Origin of the sequence: Microbacterium sp. TWP3-1-2b2 (genome assembly GCF_049896145.1) — a bacterium.
GTDB lineage: Bacteria > Actinomycetota > Actinomycetes > Actinomycetales > Microbacteriaceae > Microbacterium.
Window position 1 is genome coordinate 2,137,708 of record NZ_JAFCTS010000001.1, and the last position, 16,146, is coordinate 2,153,853.

Genomic DNA, 16,146 nt, shown 5'->3' on the forward strand with positions numbered 1-16,146 from the left:
GAGCATCCTCGCCTCCTCAGGTCAAGGGGGATGCGGCCCACGGCGAGTCGTGTCAAGCATCGAGCTGCGTCGGCACCGCGAATCGCCCGAGTCGGCCGTTCCGGCCCTGCGGGGTGACGTCCGCCCGCCACCCCGGACACAATGGAGACATGTCTTCCGAACGTCCATGGCGGCTGCTGGCTTCCTTCCGCCGAGTCATCCGGACCGATCCCTCGCAGGTGGCGCTCACCGAGGTGTACCCGGTCCTTGGCGAGACCGTCGTCGTCAAGATCCTCGATCTCGCGCTGCGGATCGGCGAGTCGATGTTCGCCGTCGGGGCCTCAGCGCACGACGTCACCTTCGCCATCACCCGCGTCGCTCAGGTGTACGGCCTCACCGGCGTACAGGTCGACGTCACCTTCAACGCGATCGGCGTCTCGTACCACCGCGGCGAGGAGGACTGGCCGACGACGTTGCTCCGCGTGGTCCGCGCTGCGTCTCCGGATCACGCGAAACTGCAGCGCCTGCAGGCGTTGCTCGTCGACATCACGGAGGGCATGGACCTCGGCGAGGCGCGGATGGCCTTCCGGATCATCCGACGCACTCCGTTCCTGTATCGACCCATCGTCGTGATCATCGCCCGCGCGCTCCTCACCGTCGGCGTCGCACTGCTCTTCAGCGCGTCGCCGCTCATCATCCTGCTGACCTTCGTCGCCGCGCTCTGCGCGGCGTTCACCCAGGCCGGACTCGCACGCCTGCAGGTGCCGTCGTTCTTCAGCCAGATCGCAGGTGCTTTCGTCATCACGGCCTTCGCCACTGTGACCTCAGCGTTGGGCGCAGCGGGCATCGAGCCATTCGATGATGTGCAACCCTCGGTCATCGTCGCCTCCGGCATCGTGTTGATGCTCTCCGGACTCACCGTCGTCGGCGCAGCGCAGGATGCGATCGACGGGTTCGCTCTCACCGCGGGTGGTCGCATCCTCGATCTCACGATGCAGACCGTCGGCGTCGTCCTCGGCATCCTCATCGGTCTCGAACTCGCCCGCCTGGTCGGCTTCAGCATGGCGCTGCCCAACGACGCCCTGCCATTCGGGCCGTTGCCCGCGCAGATCGCGGGTGCGGTGATCATCGCCGTGGCGGTCGCGCTGTTCAACGGCGCGGGAATGCGCATCATCCTCGTGAGCGCGGTGCTGAGTGTGATCGCGATCGTCGGGTACAGCCTCTCGATCGTGCTCGACATCCATGAGGGAGCAGCAAGTGCTGTCGGCGCTCTCCTGGCCAGTTTCATCGGCATCCTTATCGCGCGCAATCTGCATGTGCCGTCGGTCGCGGTCACCACCGCGGCGATCGTTCCCCTGGTGCCCGGATCGGCTGTCTTCCGCGGCCTGCTCGGCCTCGTCGACTCCGACGGGACTGCCGAAGGGATGCTGGTGAGCATCAGTCCGCTCGTGCTCGCAGCTTCGATCGGAGTGGGTCTCGCTGCCGGGGCGTCGCTCGGCCTCTACCTCGGTACTCCGCTGCGCGCGACGCTCACCAGCGTCGCGAAGTCGCGCGCCCGCGTCCGGCGCTGAGCGCGCTTCCGTAGTTCGCGTCACACGGCGGTGATTCTTCACAACGTTGGAAATCGCCATTGACCTGACCCGGCATGGCCTGCAAGAGTGGCCGCGTACGGGTTTACGACGTTGTAAATGCAGTCGCGACGGAATGATCCGTATTCCCCCATCCGACTCGGTACGAACCGCGCCCCCAGCGCTTGACCCGAGTCGGCCGAGTCACACGAGATGAGGAATCGATGGAGATCACATCCGAGAGTCGGCATTCGAGCCGACTCGGAAGAACGCGACGAGCGGCGGCGCTGATCACTGCAGCCCTGGTCGCTGTCGCAGGACTGGCGTTCGCCGCCCCTGCGTCTGCCGCCACCCCCTGGGTGACCGTGCAGGACGATGGCTATCTGAGGATCAGCGTGCCAGGCGCGTCGGTCGAAGAGGCAGTCGGACCCGTGTCGCAAGTCGTCGTCGAAGGCAACTTCGGCCCGTCCCACAACTGGGCGCAGATCGGCCTGCAGCGCAGTGGCGCCAACTGGACCGCCACCTACGGACCGTTCGAGCCCGGGCTGTACTACTACCAGGTCACTGGCGACGACAGCAAGGTTCTCAAGGATGCCAGCAACCCCACGAGCGTTGCATCCGAGCCGGAGTGGAGCACGTTCTTCATCCCCGGTGAGTCCGCTGCGCTCCTCGCGGACGCGCCAGAGGATGCCGGCACGATCGAGACACTGACATACGACAGCACCGTGGCCGATGAGCAGCGCGAAGCGCTGGTCTGGGTGCCTCCGACGTACAAGAGCAAGGGCAAGAAGCTCCCGGTGCTGTACCTTCAGCACGGCGGCGGACAGAGCTATCGCGACTGGGTCGAGGTCGGCCGCGCGGAGCAGATCCTCGACAACCTCTGGTTGTCCGGGCAGCTCGAAGACATGCTCGTCGTGATGGGCAACGGCAACGTCGACGATTTCTCTGCAGAGCTGTTGGACAACATCGTCCCCGCAGTGGAGGACAACTACAACGTCTCGCCCTCGAGGAACCATCGGGCGCTCGCCGGCCTGTCGATGGGCGGCGGTCAGACGTTCGAGGTGTTCAGCGAGCACCCGGGCGAGTTCACGGCTGTCGGCACATTCGGCGCCGGACGATTCGGTGAGCTCGACGACATTCCGGTCAAGAAGATGAACAACAAGACCGACCTGTTCCGGGTGTACGTCGGCAACGCGACCGATGCCGCGCACAACGACGTCTACGACTCTTTCCAGAAGTTCGATGAACTCGGCCTCGAGTACCAGTTCGACGGCGTCAACCCCGACGCCGGCCACAACTGGAACGCCTGGCAGGAGAACCTGATCGACTTCGCACCTCGACTGTTCACGGGCGAGGCATCCGACCCGGCGATGAGCGAGGGTCACACCGCGCTCACCGAGCGCTTCGAGACTCCGGCATCCGGCACCACGCCGACGCCGTGGATCAGTGAAGACGGTTTCGTCACGTTCGAGACGACGACCGAGTTCGCGGATGCCGAGTACGCCTCAGTATGGGCGAACATCGCGCCGGGCGGCAGCTGGCTGCGCGTGGAGATGAACAAGGTCGGCGATCGCTGGCAGGCGACGATCGGACCACTGGATCCGTGGTTCTATCACTACCGACTCATCGTCGACCGGCAGGCCGTCAAGGACACGTCGAACCCGACGTCGGTGACGTCAGAGCCGATGTGGAGCACCTTCCTCGTGGAGGGCGAGGAGTCGCGTCTGCTGACCGACGTGCCAGAGGGCCAGGGCGGCGGTCTGGATGTCATGAAGTACCAGAGCACCGTGGCAGGGCAGGAACGCAGTGCCTACGTGTGGACGCCTCCGGGTTACGACGCTGACCGCGCCGAGGCCTACCCGCTGTTCGTGCTCAACCACGGTGGCGGTCAGAGCTGGACGGACTGGGTGGAGGTCGGACGCACGCGTCAGATCCTCGACAACCTGTTCCTCGACGGTTCCATCGAACCGATGGTCGTGGTGATGCCGAACGGCAATGTCAGCGACTATCCGAAGGAGCTTCTCGAGAACGTCGTCCCGGCGACGGAGCAGAGCTACAACGTCAGCAGCGATCCGCACCAGCGGGCGCTCGCAGGCCTCTCGGCCGGTGGCGCGCGCACTCTGTCGGTGATGAAGGCGCATCCGGACCAGTTCGCCTCGATCGGCGTCTTCTCCGCCGGTTTCGGCAGCGGCGACGGCGTGGACGTTGAGGCGATCAACGCCAACACCGACATGATCCGGTTCTACATCGGTGACATCACCGATTTCGTCTACCAGGGGATGATGACCTCTCTTGCGACGATGGACAGGATCGGCCTCGAGTACGAGTTCGACGGTGTGACGCCTGGCCCGCACGGCTGGGACGTCTGGCAGAAGAACCTCATCGACTTCGCCCCCCGCCTGTTCCAGGAGTGAGCGACGACGTCTGATTGATCCACATCGGTGGCGCTGCTGCCTCTTCGACATGGAGGGGCAGTAGCGCCATCGATGCGTTCGCGTTCGGCCTCGATGCAGAACGAGCGGCAACCGTCAGCCGCGACTGCGTCCGACGTAGACCGTGTTCGACGACACTCCACCCGTGACCGGATTGTCGAAGTCGACGACGTGCGCTGCCGACTCGTCGAACACGGCGTTCATCTCGACCATGAAGTCGTCGTCGGGCGGATCATCCGACCACAGTGCGAACACGCCGCGCGGAGCGAGGTGACGATCGAGCGCCCGCAATCCGGAGACGCGATAAAGGTCGGCGTGCGTCGGGTCGAGCTGATGCCGCGGGGAGTGATCCACGTCGAGCAGGATCGCGGAATACCCCGCATGGTCATCCGCAGGCTCGGCCCGCATCACGGCGAAGAAGTCGTCCTCGACCAGGGTCGTCCGCGTGTCGTTGACGAGCTCTTTCGACACCGGCAGCAGCATCCGCTCATGCCAGCCGATCACCGCGCCGAGGCGATCGATCACTGTGAGTGCGCGCACCCGTTCGTCACGCAGAGCCGCGACTGCCGTGTATCCGAGCCCGAGGCCTCCGACCAGAACTGAGAGCTCGTCACCCTCCGCGGCGGCGAGGCCCAGATTGGCGAGCTCCTCCTCGGCGACCGTGAACAGGCTCGACATGAGGTACTCGTCGCCGAGCTTCACCTCGTAGATCTCCTGGCCGACTGCGGGCTCCGTGCGGCGGCGCAACATGAGGTCGCCGATGGGCGTGGACTGCCAGTCAAGTTCTTCGAACCGAGTGATCACTGCGGCGTCCCTCCGTCATGGCCCAGACTACCCGGCGCGACGAAGCCGGCTCGCCGAGGGCTACTCACCCCAGACGAGTGGTCGAGGAAGGTGTCCTACGCGCCGCTCCAGCTCTGCGGCGAGCGCGATGATCCGCGCCTCTCCGCCCGGTCGGCCGATCAACTGCACGCTCACCGGATGCCCTGACGCGCTCAGCGTCACCGGCACCACGATCGCCGGCAACCCTGCCACGTTCACGAAGCTCGAGTACGGCGCGTACCGAACCTGCTGCGAGAAGTTCTCAGCGGCATCTGTGGGGTGGAACCACCCGACAGGCTGCGGTGGCAGTGCGAGCGCCGGTGTCAGAACGGCGTCGAACGCAGCGAACGCTGTGATCGTCTCTCGTTCGAAGACCGTCGCGGCAGCGAGCGCGTCGAGCACCTGAGTCCCGGTCAACGCTCGACCCTCGCGGACGAGCCACGCGGTGATCGGCTCCACCAGCTCGAGCTCCGCGTCCGTCAGCTTCATCCGCGCGGCACTCGTACGCCAGATGGTCGTGAACATCTCGGCGTAGCCTCGCGGATGCCAGTCGAAGGGGTCGACGCCGTGTCCAGCGTCCGCCAACAGGGCCGACGCGATCCCGACAGCGCGCGCGGCCTCGAGGTCGAGTCGGATGTCTGCGGCGTCATCCCACGGCGACACCGTCGTCACACCGACGCGAGCGGATGCCGGCACCGCGATCGCCGCATCGCGGAACGGCCCGTTCCCCGGCGCGGCTGTCGCGTACGGATAGGCCCGTCCGCCCGCTTGAACGTCGAGCAGCAGCGCGGCATCCGCGACGGTGCGTGCGATGGGGCCCGCAACCGGAAGGCCGCCGGGGCTGTCGAGACCGGAGGCGAACGGCACCCTCCCCCGCGACGGCTTGACACCGACAACTCCGACGGTCGCGGCAGGGATTCTGATCGACCCACCGCCGTCTGACGCCGGAGCAAGCGGGAGCAGCCCAGCCGCGACCGCCGCAGCGGCACCGCCGCTCGAGCCGCCTGCGCCGTTGAGCGGGTTCCACGGATCGCGCGCCGGCGGAGCGATCTGCGTCTCGGTGTAACCGGTGAGGCCGAACTCCGGAGTGTTGGTCTTGCCGAGGCTGACGCCGCCGGCCTCGTCGAGCACCGCAGCCTGATCTGCCGTCGCATCCGGAATGAAACCCTGGTGCAGGCGAGACCCGAACCGTGTCGGGACGCCAGCCCGCGAGACGAGGTCCTTGTCGGCGAAAGGCACGCCCCACAGCGCGCCCTCTGGTGCCGCGTCGCCGAGTGACGCAGCGCGAGCGAGCGCAGCATCCGCCGTCACCTCGACGAAGGCGCCGAGCCCGTCGTCGAGACGCGTGACGCGCTCGAGATAGTGCCGGGTGAGCTCGACCGGGCTGATCTCTCGCGCACGAAGCGCCGCCAGCTGTTCGATCGCCGTCAGGTCGTGGAGCTCAGTCATGGCTCGAGCCTACGGGCGCGTCGTCGTCGCGCGCAGCAGATCCGTACCTGCCGGCCAGGGTCGCGAACGCCTCCGCCAGCTCGGGCGGGTCGACCACCTCGATGGCGGCATCGAACCGGCCGAACGAGGCGGCGAGCGCGACCCACGACCAGGATCCGGCCTCGATCAACGTCCTGCCGTCATCCACTGATTCAGCCAGCGCATCACGCAGGAACGGACGCACCGCACGCAGTGGAAGGTCAACGATCGCCCGTCCACGGCACGGCCATTCGTCCTTGTCGCTCGCGCCCTTGAAACGTGCGGAGACGAAGGCTCGCACGTCGCCGCCCGGCAGCTCTCGTTGCACGAAACGCGGGCCGTTCGGGATGCGCGGCGCGACGCGGTCCGCACGGAAGATGCGCCAGTCGTCCTTGTCGAGGTCCCAGGCCACCAGGTACCAGCGCCCGTCTGATGTCACCAGATGGTGAGGTTCCACCCGGCGGCGGTCCTCGGACTCCCCGTAGTCGAATCTGAGCACCTCTTCGGCGTGGATCGCGGCGGCGAGAGCGACCAGAACATCAGGCGCGGCCGCATCCTCGTCGTCAGAGCGCAGCGGGGTGACCTTCAGCGCATCGAGCCGATGCCGCAGCCGCGACGGCATCACCTGCCGCACCGTCGTCAATGCGCGCACCGCAGCCTCCTCGATGCCTGCACCCATCGCGGTCGCCGACTGCAGCGCGAACCCGATCGCGATCGCCTGATCGTCGTCGAAGAGCAACGGCGGCAGCTCTGAGCCTGCATCGAGCCGATACCCGCCGTCAGGACCCTTCGCCGCCTGGATCCGATAACCCATCTCGCGCAGCCGATCGACATCGCGGCGCACGGTGCGTGGACTGATCTCGAGCCGCTCAGCGAGCGTCCTACCCGGCCAGTCGCGACGCGTCTGCAGCAGTGACAGCAGCACCAGCAGTCGTGAGGTGGTCGCGGTCATGATTCCAGACTAGGTCGAGTAGAGGTCAAAAACTGACCTGTACCCCTGGAAGCGTGGTCTTCACCGGAACACACCGGCCAGACAGCAAGGAGCGACCATGTCGATCACCACGACCACCCACCTCAACTTCCGCGGCAGCGCCCGAGCAGCGTTGGAGTTCTACCAGGCAGTGTTCGGCGGCGATCTCGTCGCGATCACCTACGCAGACGCGCACAGCGTCACCGCTCCCGACGAGGCCCAGCAGATCATGTGGGGACAGGTCGCCTCAGCCGACGGCTTCCGCGTCATGGCGTACGACGTCCCTGCTCATACGTCGCACGATCCGGGCACCATCCCCGTGTTCGTCTCCGTGCGAGGAGCCGATGCCGAAGAGATCACGCGCTACTGGGAGAAGCTGGCCGAAGGCTCGACGATCGTCGTGCCGCTCGGTCAGGCAGCGTGGGCACCGCTGTACGGCATGCTCAAGGATCGCTTCGGCGTCACGTGGGTACTCGACGTCGAAGTGGCGTGGCCCGCGAGCTGACGGCCTCGGATGCGGGCTCCTCACAGGGCGAACGGGAGTCCCGCATCCCCCGACCGGTGGATGACGGAATCGTCCGACCGGCCGCTACCGGGCCTGCTCGCGCTCGGCCAACCTGGAACCATGACCGAGAATGTGATCGAGGTTCGTGACCTCCGCAAGACCTACGGCGGCTTCACCGCTGTCGACGCGATCAGCTTCGAGATCCGTCGAGGCGAGACGTTCGCCCTTCTGGGGCCCAACGGCGCAGGCAAATCGACGACGATCGAGATCCTCGAAGGCTACCGGCACCGCACGTCCGGCGACGTCCGCGTCCTCGGCGTCGATCCGCAACGCGGCGGACTCGATTGGAAGGCCCGCCTCGGCATCGTGCTGCAGTCCTCAGGTGAGGCCGGCAACGTCACGGTCCGCGAGCTGTTGACCGAGTTCGCCGGGTACTACCCTCGCCCCCGAGACGTCGACGAGGTCATCGCTTCGGTCGGTCTGGAGGAGAAGCAGAGGACTCGCGTCGGCAAGCTCTCCGGTGGACAGCAACGCCGCCTCGACGTCGCTCTCGGCATCATCGGGCGCCCCGAGCTGCTCTTCCTCGACGAGCCGACGACCGGCTTCGACCCGGAGGCCCGCCGTCAGTTCTGGGGGCTCATCAACACGCTCAAGGCCGAAGGCACCAGCATTCTGCTCACCACCCACTACCTCGACGAAGCAGCGCAGCTCGGCGACCGTGCCGCCGTGATCGCCGGCGGGCGGATAGCCGCGATCGGCCGCGTCGATGAGATCGGGGGGCCGGAGGCCCGCACCCCGTTGGTGCGGTGGACCGACTCCGACGGCACCGCGCACGAACAACGCACCGACGAGCCCGGCGCGGTGGTCGCGAATCTGTTCCGAGCGGCTGGCGAACCGCGCGGCCTGGAAGTCGTCCGCCCCACTCTGGAAGACATCTACCTCGCGCTGATCCGTGAAAGATCAGCTGCCGAGGCCGCCCACAGCTCCGAAGCGTCCGCGTCCGAATCGTCAGACGGCCTCGGAAGCACACGCACCGCCGACGTTGTCGCCGCGATCTCTGAGGAGCTGTGAACATGAACGCCACCACGATGAACCCCGCGACCACGCACTTCGGTCTGCCGCGCACGTTTCGCCTCGGCTTCCGCCGCATCGGCTTCGAGCTGCGCCAGTACTTCCGCGCCGGCGACCAGGTGTTCTTCACCTTCCTGTTCCCTACGCTCATGTTCCTCGTCTTCGCCACGATCTTCACCGGCGACATCGGTGAGGGCCCCGATGCCGTGAGCATGGCCACCTACTACCTACCAGGCCTCATCGCCGGAGGCATTCTGCTCTCCGGCGTACAGGGTCCGGCGCTCGAGATCGCCGCGGAGAAGAGCGACGGCACGCTGAAGCGCCTGGGCGGCACCCCCGTCTCGCCGGTGACCTACTTCATCGGAAAGCTCGGGCAGGTGTTCGTCACGGCCATCCTGCAGATCACCCTGCTGATCGTGGTGGCCGTGGTCGTGTACGGCGTGGTGCTGCCGACGGACGCCGCAGCCTGGGCCCGCTTCGCCTGGATCTTCGTGCTCGGACTCGTGACGTGCACCCTGCTCGGCATCGCGCTGTCGTCCGTCCCGCGCACCGGCAAGTCGGCATCCGCCGTCGTCATCCCGATCGTGCTGCTCATCCAGTTCATCTCCGGCGTCTACATCGCGTTCGCGATGCTTCCGGAGTGGCTGCAGAATGCGGCCGGCGTGCTGCCGGCGAAATGGATCGCCCAGGGGATGCGCTCGGTGTTCCTGCCCGAGTCATTCAAGGCCGCTGAGGTCAGCGGCTCCTGGGACCTCGGACTCATCGCGCTCGTGCTCGTCGGCTGGCTCGCCGTCGGTCTCGTGATCAGCAGACTCACTTTCCGCTGGATTCACCGCAACGGGTGAAAGAGTAGGCCTATGAACAGCGCCATGCACCGCGAACGCCTGGGCTGGGACATCGCCAGCGGCGCACTGTTCATCGTGATCACGGTCATCGCGTTCGTCGACGCGCCTGAGTCTCCGGGGTCGCCGTGGACACTCATCGCCATCGCGGCCGGCATCTTCGCGGTCTACGTGTTCGGCGCACGCCGATTCGTCAGCCTGCGCGAGTCGCCGCTGCCGTCCCCGCTCACCTCGGCCACCCTGCAGATCAGCCTCGTCGTTCTGCTCGCCATCGGCACCTCGCTCGCTCCGAATATGCTCCTGCTGCAGACCATCGTGCTGCCGCTGATCTGGATGACGTCGCGATCCGCCCGCCAGTCCGTGATCGTCACCCTCGCGAATGCGATCGTTCTGACGCTCGCGTACTCGGTGTGGGGTGGGTTCGATCCGGCGGTCGTGGTCGCGGGCGCGCTCACCTCCGGCCTGTCCGCTGCGTTCAGCATCGCCCTCGGTCTGTGGATCACGCGCATCGCCGAATGGGGCAGTGAACGACAGCGACTGCTCGCCGAGCTCACCGAGGCGCAGACGAGCCTGGAGGCAGCAAGTCGTGAGGCCGGTGCCACTGCGGAGCGATCCCGCCTCGCCCGCGAGGTGCACGACACGATCGCGCAGACGCTGACCAGCATCGTGATGCTCGCCGAACGCGCGCGTCATGACGGCTCGGCCGACACGCTCGCGTTGATCGAGGAAGCCGCGCGAGATGCACTGCGAGAGGCCCGCACGCTCGTGGTCGTCGAGTCGCCCGCGTCCACTCCGTCCGGGTCGCTCGCGCAGGCACTGCATCGGCTCGGCGAACGGTTCCAACGCGAGACGGGGGTCACGGTGCACGTCGAGGCCTCCGAATGCAGCGTCCCCCGCGACATCCAGGTCGTCCTGCTGCGCTGCGCTCAGGAGGGACTCGCGAACGTCCGAAAGCACGCCGCGGCCGGCTCAGCATCCGTCGTGCTCGCGATCGGCGAGGACGCGACCCTCACCGTACGCGACGACGGTCGTGGCCTGCGCGAGGCGACCATCGACGACGGCCGCGGATTCGGGCTCTCCGGCATGCGCGATCGCGTAGCCCTCGTCGGCGGCACATTGGGAGTGACGGATGTCGTGCCGAATGGCACGGACCTCACCGTGCGCATACCGTTGGAAGCTGTCGAGTTATCGAGCACTGAGAGGGGATCGGAATGATCCGTATCGTCGTGGCTGACGACCACCCCATCGTGCGTTCCGGCATCGTCGGGCTTCTTTCTCTCGACGACGGACTCGAGGTCGTGGGCGAAGCCGCCGACGGCGCGGAAGCGGTGGAGCTCGCGCACGCCCTGCACCCCGATGTCGTGCTGATGGATCTGCGGATGCCACGGCTCACGGGCGCGGAAGCGACCGCCCGTCTCGCCTCCGAGCTGCCCGACGTGCGGGTACTCGTGCTCACGACCTATGAGAGCGACGACGACATCCTCGGCGCGATCGAGGCCGGTGCCAGCGGGTATCTGCTGAAAGCGGCCCCGCAAGAGGAGATCGTCGCCGGAATCCGCTCGGTCGCTGGTGGCCACACGGTGCTCGCACCCTCCATCGCCGCGACTCTCGTGACCCGCATGCGCGCGACGCCGGAGGCTCGTCCGCAGCTGAGCCCGCGCGAACTGGAGGTGCTGCGCCTGGTGGCCGCCGGCGGCAGCAATCCCACCATCGCGAAGACGCTCTTCATCGGCGAGGCGACGGTGAAGACGCACCTGCTGCATGTGTTCGAGAAGCTCGGCGTCTCCGACCGCACACGGGCGGTCACGCTCGCGCTGGAGCTCGGGCTGCTGTAGCCGGAACGTTCCACGGGGTTAACGAACTTCTGCGGCCATTCCAGAAGGAATCGGCCGCAGAAGTTGCGATGATCAGCTGATGTCGACGGGCGCCTATGCCCGACCGAACTGTGCCACAGCTGGGCAGTCGAACGGATCAGCACCCGCAGAGAGCCCCACGCGGTTCAGGTACTCGATGACGATCGCGTACGACTTGAGCAGGCTGGTCTCGGTGTACGGCACGTCGTTGGCGAGGCAGTAGTCACGCACGATCTCCCTGGCCTTGGCCAGGTGCGGGCGGGGCATGTTCGGGAACAGGTGATGCTCGACCTGGTAGTTGAGGCCGCCCATGAACATGGTCACCCACCAGCCACCGGAGATGTTGCGCGACGTGCGCACCTGCTTGGTGAAGAAGTCCAGTCGTGCGCCGGGTTCGATGATCGGCATGCCCTTGTGGTTCGGAGCGAACGCGGCGCCCATGTAGACGCCGAAGACGGCGAGCTGCACACCCATGAACGCGAACGCCATCCCGAGCGGGAGCATCAGGAAGACCGGGACGAGAACCGCCGCGAGACGCGCCGTGATGAGAGCCAGTTCGATCCAGCGACCCTTGACGTCCTTCTTGGTGAGGAGGTACTTCAGGCCGAGGTAGTGAAGGTTCAGGCCCTCGAGCGTGAGCAGCGGGAAGAACAGCCACCCCTGCTTGCGGGTGATCAGACGCACCAGGCCGCGTGACTTGGCGGCGTCCTCTTCGAGGAACGAGACCGTGTCGACTTCGATGTCCGGGTCCTTGCCGACCTGGTTCGGGTTGCCGTGGTGCTTGGTGTGCTTGTTGTCCCACCAGGAGTAGCTCATGCCGACGAGTCCGACGAGGACGCGCGCAAGCCGGAAGTTCGCCGGCCCCGACGTGAGCACCTGACGGTGCGCAGCCTCGTGCGCGACGAAGGCGATCTGGGTGAAGATGATGCCGAGCGCGCCGGCGATGAGCAGCTGGAACCAGCTGTCGCCGAGCAGGATGAATCCGGTGACCGCTCCGCCGAGCGCGAGCACGATGCCCAGCGCATTGAGCAGATAGAACCACTTGGTGCGCTGCAGCAGGCCCATTTCGCGGACGACCTGCGACACGTTCTTGAAGGCGCGTGCCATGGGAGGGAAATCGGCGTTGCCGGAGTACGTCTGACGTACCGGTCCGAGGGTGCTGGTCGTTTCGACGACCGTTGAGGTGGAGATGTTGCTTCTCCTGTCGATCGGAGCCCTTGAGCTGTGAAAGCCAAAGGCAGCTGCCCATCGCTTACCTTAGGCTAACGCGACCCGTATGCGCTCCCACGTATACATATGGGGTTCGCGGGCGACATTCAGGCGCGTGCACGGCTCAGGTGGCGGCGCAGCGTCTGCCGAATCGAGCGGGTGTTTCGACGAGGCGTGCCGTCGAGGGCGCGCCGTGCGTCGGCAAGGGTCGGGAAGGCGCCGAGTTCGGTGCCGTGGCTGTCGCGGGTGAGATGTCTTGCGCCGTCGAACTCGACGAAACCGGCGAACTCGCCGTCTCGTGTCGCGACGTGCACGTTGTCGTCTGCTTGCTTCCAGCTCAGTGGTGTCGGTGAATGGGTGGAGGTACTGCTCATTGTGATGCTCATTGCTTGGTGTGGGCGCGCGCGCACGCGCACCTCATGTTCTCGAGATCGAGAGCGGATGCCGCGCGCGTCGGTGCGAGCGGTCCTTTACGGCCCTGATCAGTGGCGACGTGATGCGCCGAAATCGCGGCGAATCCTTCACGTTGCATGATCAGTCTACCCGATAACGCACGAAGCCGTCATCTCACGGGACTATCCCCGCGAAACGGGGCTCTTCTGCACGGGCGGTCGGATCACGAGCATCGTCACGATGACGATCAGGATGCCGGCGGTCAGAGTGAACGGAATCGGGATGACCGGATCCAGCAGAACGACGACCGACGCGATCGGGAAGACGGTGTTCACGACCCTGTCGGCGTTGTCGCGGATCGCGATCCACCAGATCCCGATGAGGAACACCGCGATCGGCACCGTCACCGTGAACGACGCGGCGATGGGACTCAGCTCGCTGTGTCCGGTGAGCACGTCGATCTCCACTTCGATACCCGCGGAGAATGCGGCCGCGGCGGCGAACACGAAGTAATGGGTGTAGCCGTATCGCAGCGAGCGCCGGAAGGAGGTGATCGCGTGGTGGTGCGGCGGCCAGAAGTAGATCCACCACAGGGAGGCCGTCACGACGAGCGTCAGCACGGCGATCGCGATGAGGGGTCCGAGCGATTCGACCTCGTGAAGAGCCTCGATGATGGCATTCGCCGAGGCGAGCAGACTCTCGCCGAGCACGATCAGCGTGAACAGGCCGTAGCGCTCGGTGATGTGATGCGGATGCCACGGCGTCTGCCGCTGATACTCGGCGAACACCGGGATCGAGATCTCGACGAGAGCGAAGACCACGAACGCGGGGATGCCGAGCTCTGGAGGCACGAAGAGGAAGCCGATCCAGAGGATCTGAGCGAATGCGATGCCGAGGGCGTAACGTCGCGTCGCGCTGCGGAGCGGTCCGGAGTGGCGGGATGCGCGCAACCATTGCGCGATCATCGCGATGCGCATGATGATGTAGCCGATCACCGCGATCGTGAACTCCCCCTGGGCGAAGGCGTCCGGGACACCCGCGGCGAGCACAAGCACGCCTCCCATCTGCACGATCGTCAGCACTCTGTAGAGCCAGTCGTCGGTGTCGTACGAGGTGGCGAACCAGGTGAAGTTCATCCACGCCCACCAGATGGCGAAGAAGACCATCGCGTAGCTCGTGATCCCATGCAGGAAGTCGCCTTCGGCGAGCGCATGGTGCAACTCGGCGGAAGCGATGCTGACGGCGACGACGAAGACGAGGTCGAAGAACAGTTCCAGCATGCTGGCGGAACGGTGCGGCTGATTCGGGTCTCGCGGCCGCATCCGGCTCAGTCGGTAACGGGAAGGCGCTGTGGGTCCGCTCACCGGGACATCGTAGCCCGACCGGTCAGAGCTCGCCCGGCCGCATCGCCTCTGCATCGATCGCACGGATGATCCGCTGTGCGGCGGTGTCCGGTTTCGGCTCCGACACCGCGGGCGCGGCATCCGCTCGCCGTGCGCGTCCGCGACGCGGCGCATAGACGAACAGCGAGTGGAACAAGAACCTGGCGAAGAAGGCGACGACGAGCGAGAGCGCCGTGGCGAGCACGCTGGAGATGTGCCACGTCTCGACCATCAGTGCCATCACGGGGATACGCAGGGCGGCCTCGACATTGTTGAACGTGAAGGATGCGGCGAATCGGGCGCCGACACCGCGGGCGTCCGGGCGCATGTCGCCGAAGACGAACCGCTCCTGCAGGAAGAAGTTGCCGACGATCGTGACTTCCGCACCGATGATCGCAGCCCAGATGTACGGCACACCCATCGCGGTCAGCGCCCACATGATGGAGAGGTTCGCGACCGCGCCGATGCCGCCGATCACCGCGAACAGAGACATCTTCCCGAAACGCAGACGGGCGAGGTGGGCGACGAAGGTCGCGCCTTGGCGCAGCGTGGCCTTCGACGTGCCGTTGCGGCGCTCCGAGAACTCCATCGGCACCTCGGCGATGCGCACGTCCGACCTCACGAGGATCTCGAGCAGGATCTTGAAGCCCTGCGGGCGCAGCGTCGGCACGTCGAGACGCCGACGGTCGACGAGGAAGAAGCCGGTCATCGGATCGGTGCTGCGTGCCAGTCGGCGGGGGAACATCGCCTTGGTGAGCCAGGTGGCCGCTCGCGAGACTCCGAAGCGCACAGCCGTCCCGAGCCCGCGGGAGTCGCCACCGCCGACGTAACGGGATGCGGCGACGACGTCGACATCGCCCTGCTCGAAGCGAGACAACAGCCGGGGGATCAATTCGGGCGGATGCTGGAGATCGCCGTCCATGACGATACAGGTGTCGCCGGCGGCCTCGGCCAGTCCCAGCGCGACCGCACCGCCGAGCCCCCCGGTGTTCTCCGCACGACGGATCACGCGCACCGGAAGCGGCGTATCCGCGGCGACCCGCACGACCTCTGCCGCAGTGCCGTCCGTGCTGTCGTCGACGAAGAGGATCTCCGCGTCGCGACCCGCCAGCGCGACGCCGACCCGCGCGACGAGTTCGGCGACGTTGTCGCGTTCGTTGAACGTGGGGACGATGATCGTGACAGCAGTGCGCATGTTCGTCCCCTCTGATCGCGCCGGTCAGCCGGAACCATCGTTTCATGTTCCGCCATGAACTTTCGCTCTCCTGACGAAGCTGTGCACTGCCCCACCGGCCCGGAGCCGTTTCAGCGCCCACCCATCCATGCGCGCATATCCTGGATTGATGACTTCTCCTGCCTCTGACTCCATCACGCTGTTCGGCGCCGACTGGTGCCGCGACTGCATCCGCACCAAGAAGCAGCTCGATGAGCTCGGCGTCGCGTACACCTACGTCGACCTCGTCGCAGAGCCTGCGGCGGCGGATGTCGCCAAGGAGATCTCCGGCCGTACGAACATCCCCGTGGTCGTCTACCCTGATGCTTCGCACCATGTCGAGCCCCGCAACGAAGACGTCGAGTCGAAGCTCCGCGAACTCTCCCTGATCTGACGCGTCGACAGGCTCAGCGACAGGGGGCCCGCGCCGCTACACTGGC

Annotated in this window: 15 protein-coding genes; 8 read left to right on the top strand and 7 right to left on the bottom strand. The window is 66.4% G+C overall.

Translation table 11 applies throughout. The features are described from left to right. Positions 1-149: 149 nt before the first annotated feature. Both ACP7AR_RS10595 and ACP7AR_RS10600 read left to right on the top strand, forming a co-directional pair. Positions 150-1,550 (top strand): threonine/serine ThrE exporter family protein, encoded by a 1,401-nt coding sequence (locus ACP7AR_RS10595; RefSeq protein ID WP_426185473.1) that lies wholly within the window; start codon positions 150-152, stop codon positions 1,548-1,550. 221 nt (positions 1,551-1,771) lie between these two features. Then, a complete protein-coding gene (locus ACP7AR_RS10600) occupies positions 1,772-3,961 on the top strand; it encodes an alpha/beta hydrolase (protein ID WP_426185475.1) in 2,190 nt (729 codons plus the stop codon). A 114-nt stretch (positions 3,962-4,075) separates the two neighbouring features. Here the strand turns inward: ACP7AR_RS10600 and ACP7AR_RS10605 are convergent, their stop codons facing one another. From ACP7AR_RS10605 to ACP7AR_RS10615, 3 genes are read right to left on the bottom strand one after another with little or no spacing between them, the layout of a single operon-like run. Beyond that, the gene (locus ACP7AR_RS10605) at positions 4,076-4,783 is read right to left on the bottom strand and encodes a spermidine synthase (RefSeq protein ID WP_426185477.1); all 708 of its coding nucleotides are present in this window, start codon (positions 4,781-4,783) and stop codon (positions 4,076-4,078) included. A gap of 60 nt (positions 4,784-4,843) precedes the next feature. Next, positions 4,844-6,250, bottom strand: a complete 1,407-nt coding sequence (locus tag ACP7AR_RS10610) for an amidase (protein WP_426185479.1) — start codon at positions 6,248-6,250, stop codon at positions 4,844-4,846. Continuing rightward, the gene (locus ACP7AR_RS10615) at positions 6,243-7,220 is read right to left on the bottom strand and encodes a helix-turn-helix transcriptional regulator (protein ID WP_426185481.1); all 978 of its coding nucleotides are present in this window, start codon (positions 7,218-7,220) and stop codon (positions 6,243-6,245) included. Before ACP7AR_RS10615 ends, ACP7AR_RS10610 begins: the two co-directional genes overlap by 8 nt. A 97-nt stretch (positions 7,221-7,317) precedes the next feature. Between ACP7AR_RS10615 and ACP7AR_RS10620 the strand changes: the two genes are divergently transcribed. The 5 genes from ACP7AR_RS10620 to ACP7AR_RS10640 all read left to right on the top strand — a co-directional run bounded on the left by ACP7AR_RS10620 (position 7,318) and on the right by ACP7AR_RS10640 (position 11,491). Beyond that, entirely contained in the window at positions 7,318-7,743 is a 426-nt protein-coding gene (locus tag ACP7AR_RS10620; RefSeq protein ID WP_426185484.1) for a VOC family protein, read from the top strand. 120 nt (positions 7,744-7,863) lie between these two features. Further along, on the top strand, positions 7,864-8,814 hold the full coding sequence (locus tag ACP7AR_RS10625) for an ABC transporter ATP-binding protein (RefSeq protein WP_426185486.1): 951 nt from the start codon (positions 7,864-7,866) through the stop codon (positions 8,812-8,814). A 2-nt stretch (positions 8,815-8,816) separates the two neighbouring features. After that, positions 8,817-9,659: an ABC transporter permease gene (locus ACP7AR_RS10630; protein ID WP_426185488.1), complete on the top strand. Its 843-nt coding sequence runs from the start codon at positions 8,817-8,819 to the stop codon at positions 9,657-9,659. Positions 9,660-9,671: 12 nt separating this feature from the next. Beyond that, positions 9,672-10,871 (top strand): sensor histidine kinase, encoded by a 1,200-nt coding sequence (locus tag ACP7AR_RS10635; protein ID WP_426185490.1) that lies wholly within the window; start codon positions 9,672-9,674, stop codon positions 10,869-10,871. Further along, entirely contained in the window at positions 10,868-11,491 is a 624-nt protein-coding gene (locus ACP7AR_RS10640) for a response regulator (protein WP_426185492.1), read from the top strand. Before ACP7AR_RS10635 ends, ACP7AR_RS10640 begins: the two co-directional genes overlap by 4 nt. A 93-nt stretch (positions 11,492-11,584) precedes the next feature. Here ACP7AR_RS10640 and ACP7AR_RS10645 read toward each other — a convergent pair whose 3' ends face one another. The 4 genes from ACP7AR_RS10645 to ACP7AR_RS10660 form a co-directional block, all read right to left on the bottom strand. Continuing rightward, complete coding sequence (locus ACP7AR_RS10645) at positions 11,585-12,616, bottom strand: fatty acid desaturase family protein (protein ID WP_426185494.1); 1,032 nt, start codon at positions 12,614-12,616, stop codon at positions 11,585-11,587. Between the two features lie 209 nt (positions 12,617-12,825). Beyond that, positions 12,826-13,092 carry a hypothetical protein gene (locus tag ACP7AR_RS10650; protein ID WP_426185496.1) on the bottom strand — a complete coding sequence of 89 codons (267 nt, stop codon included), beginning with the start codon at positions 13,090-13,092 and terminating at the stop codon, positions 12,826-12,828. 201 nt (positions 13,093-13,293) lie between these two features. Then, positions 13,294-14,475, bottom strand: a complete 1,182-nt coding sequence (locus tag ACP7AR_RS10655; protein WP_426185498.1) for a low temperature requirement protein A — start codon at positions 14,473-14,475, stop codon at positions 13,294-13,296. A gap of 22 nt (positions 14,476-14,497) precedes the next feature. After that, positions 14,498-15,688 carry a glycosyltransferase gene (locus ACP7AR_RS10660; RefSeq protein ID WP_426185500.1) on the bottom strand — a complete coding sequence of 397 codons (1,191 nt, stop codon included), beginning with the start codon at positions 15,686-15,688 and terminating at the stop codon, positions 14,498-14,500. A gap of 148 nt (positions 15,689-15,836) precedes the next feature. Here ACP7AR_RS10660 and ACP7AR_RS10665 point away from each other — a divergent pair, with 148 nt between their 5' ends. Continuing rightward, positions 15,837-16,100: a glutaredoxin family protein gene (locus ACP7AR_RS10665; protein ID WP_426185502.1), complete on the top strand. Its 264-nt coding sequence runs from the start codon at positions 15,837-15,839 to the stop codon at positions 16,098-16,100. Positions 16,101-16,146: the final 46 nt, after the last annotated feature.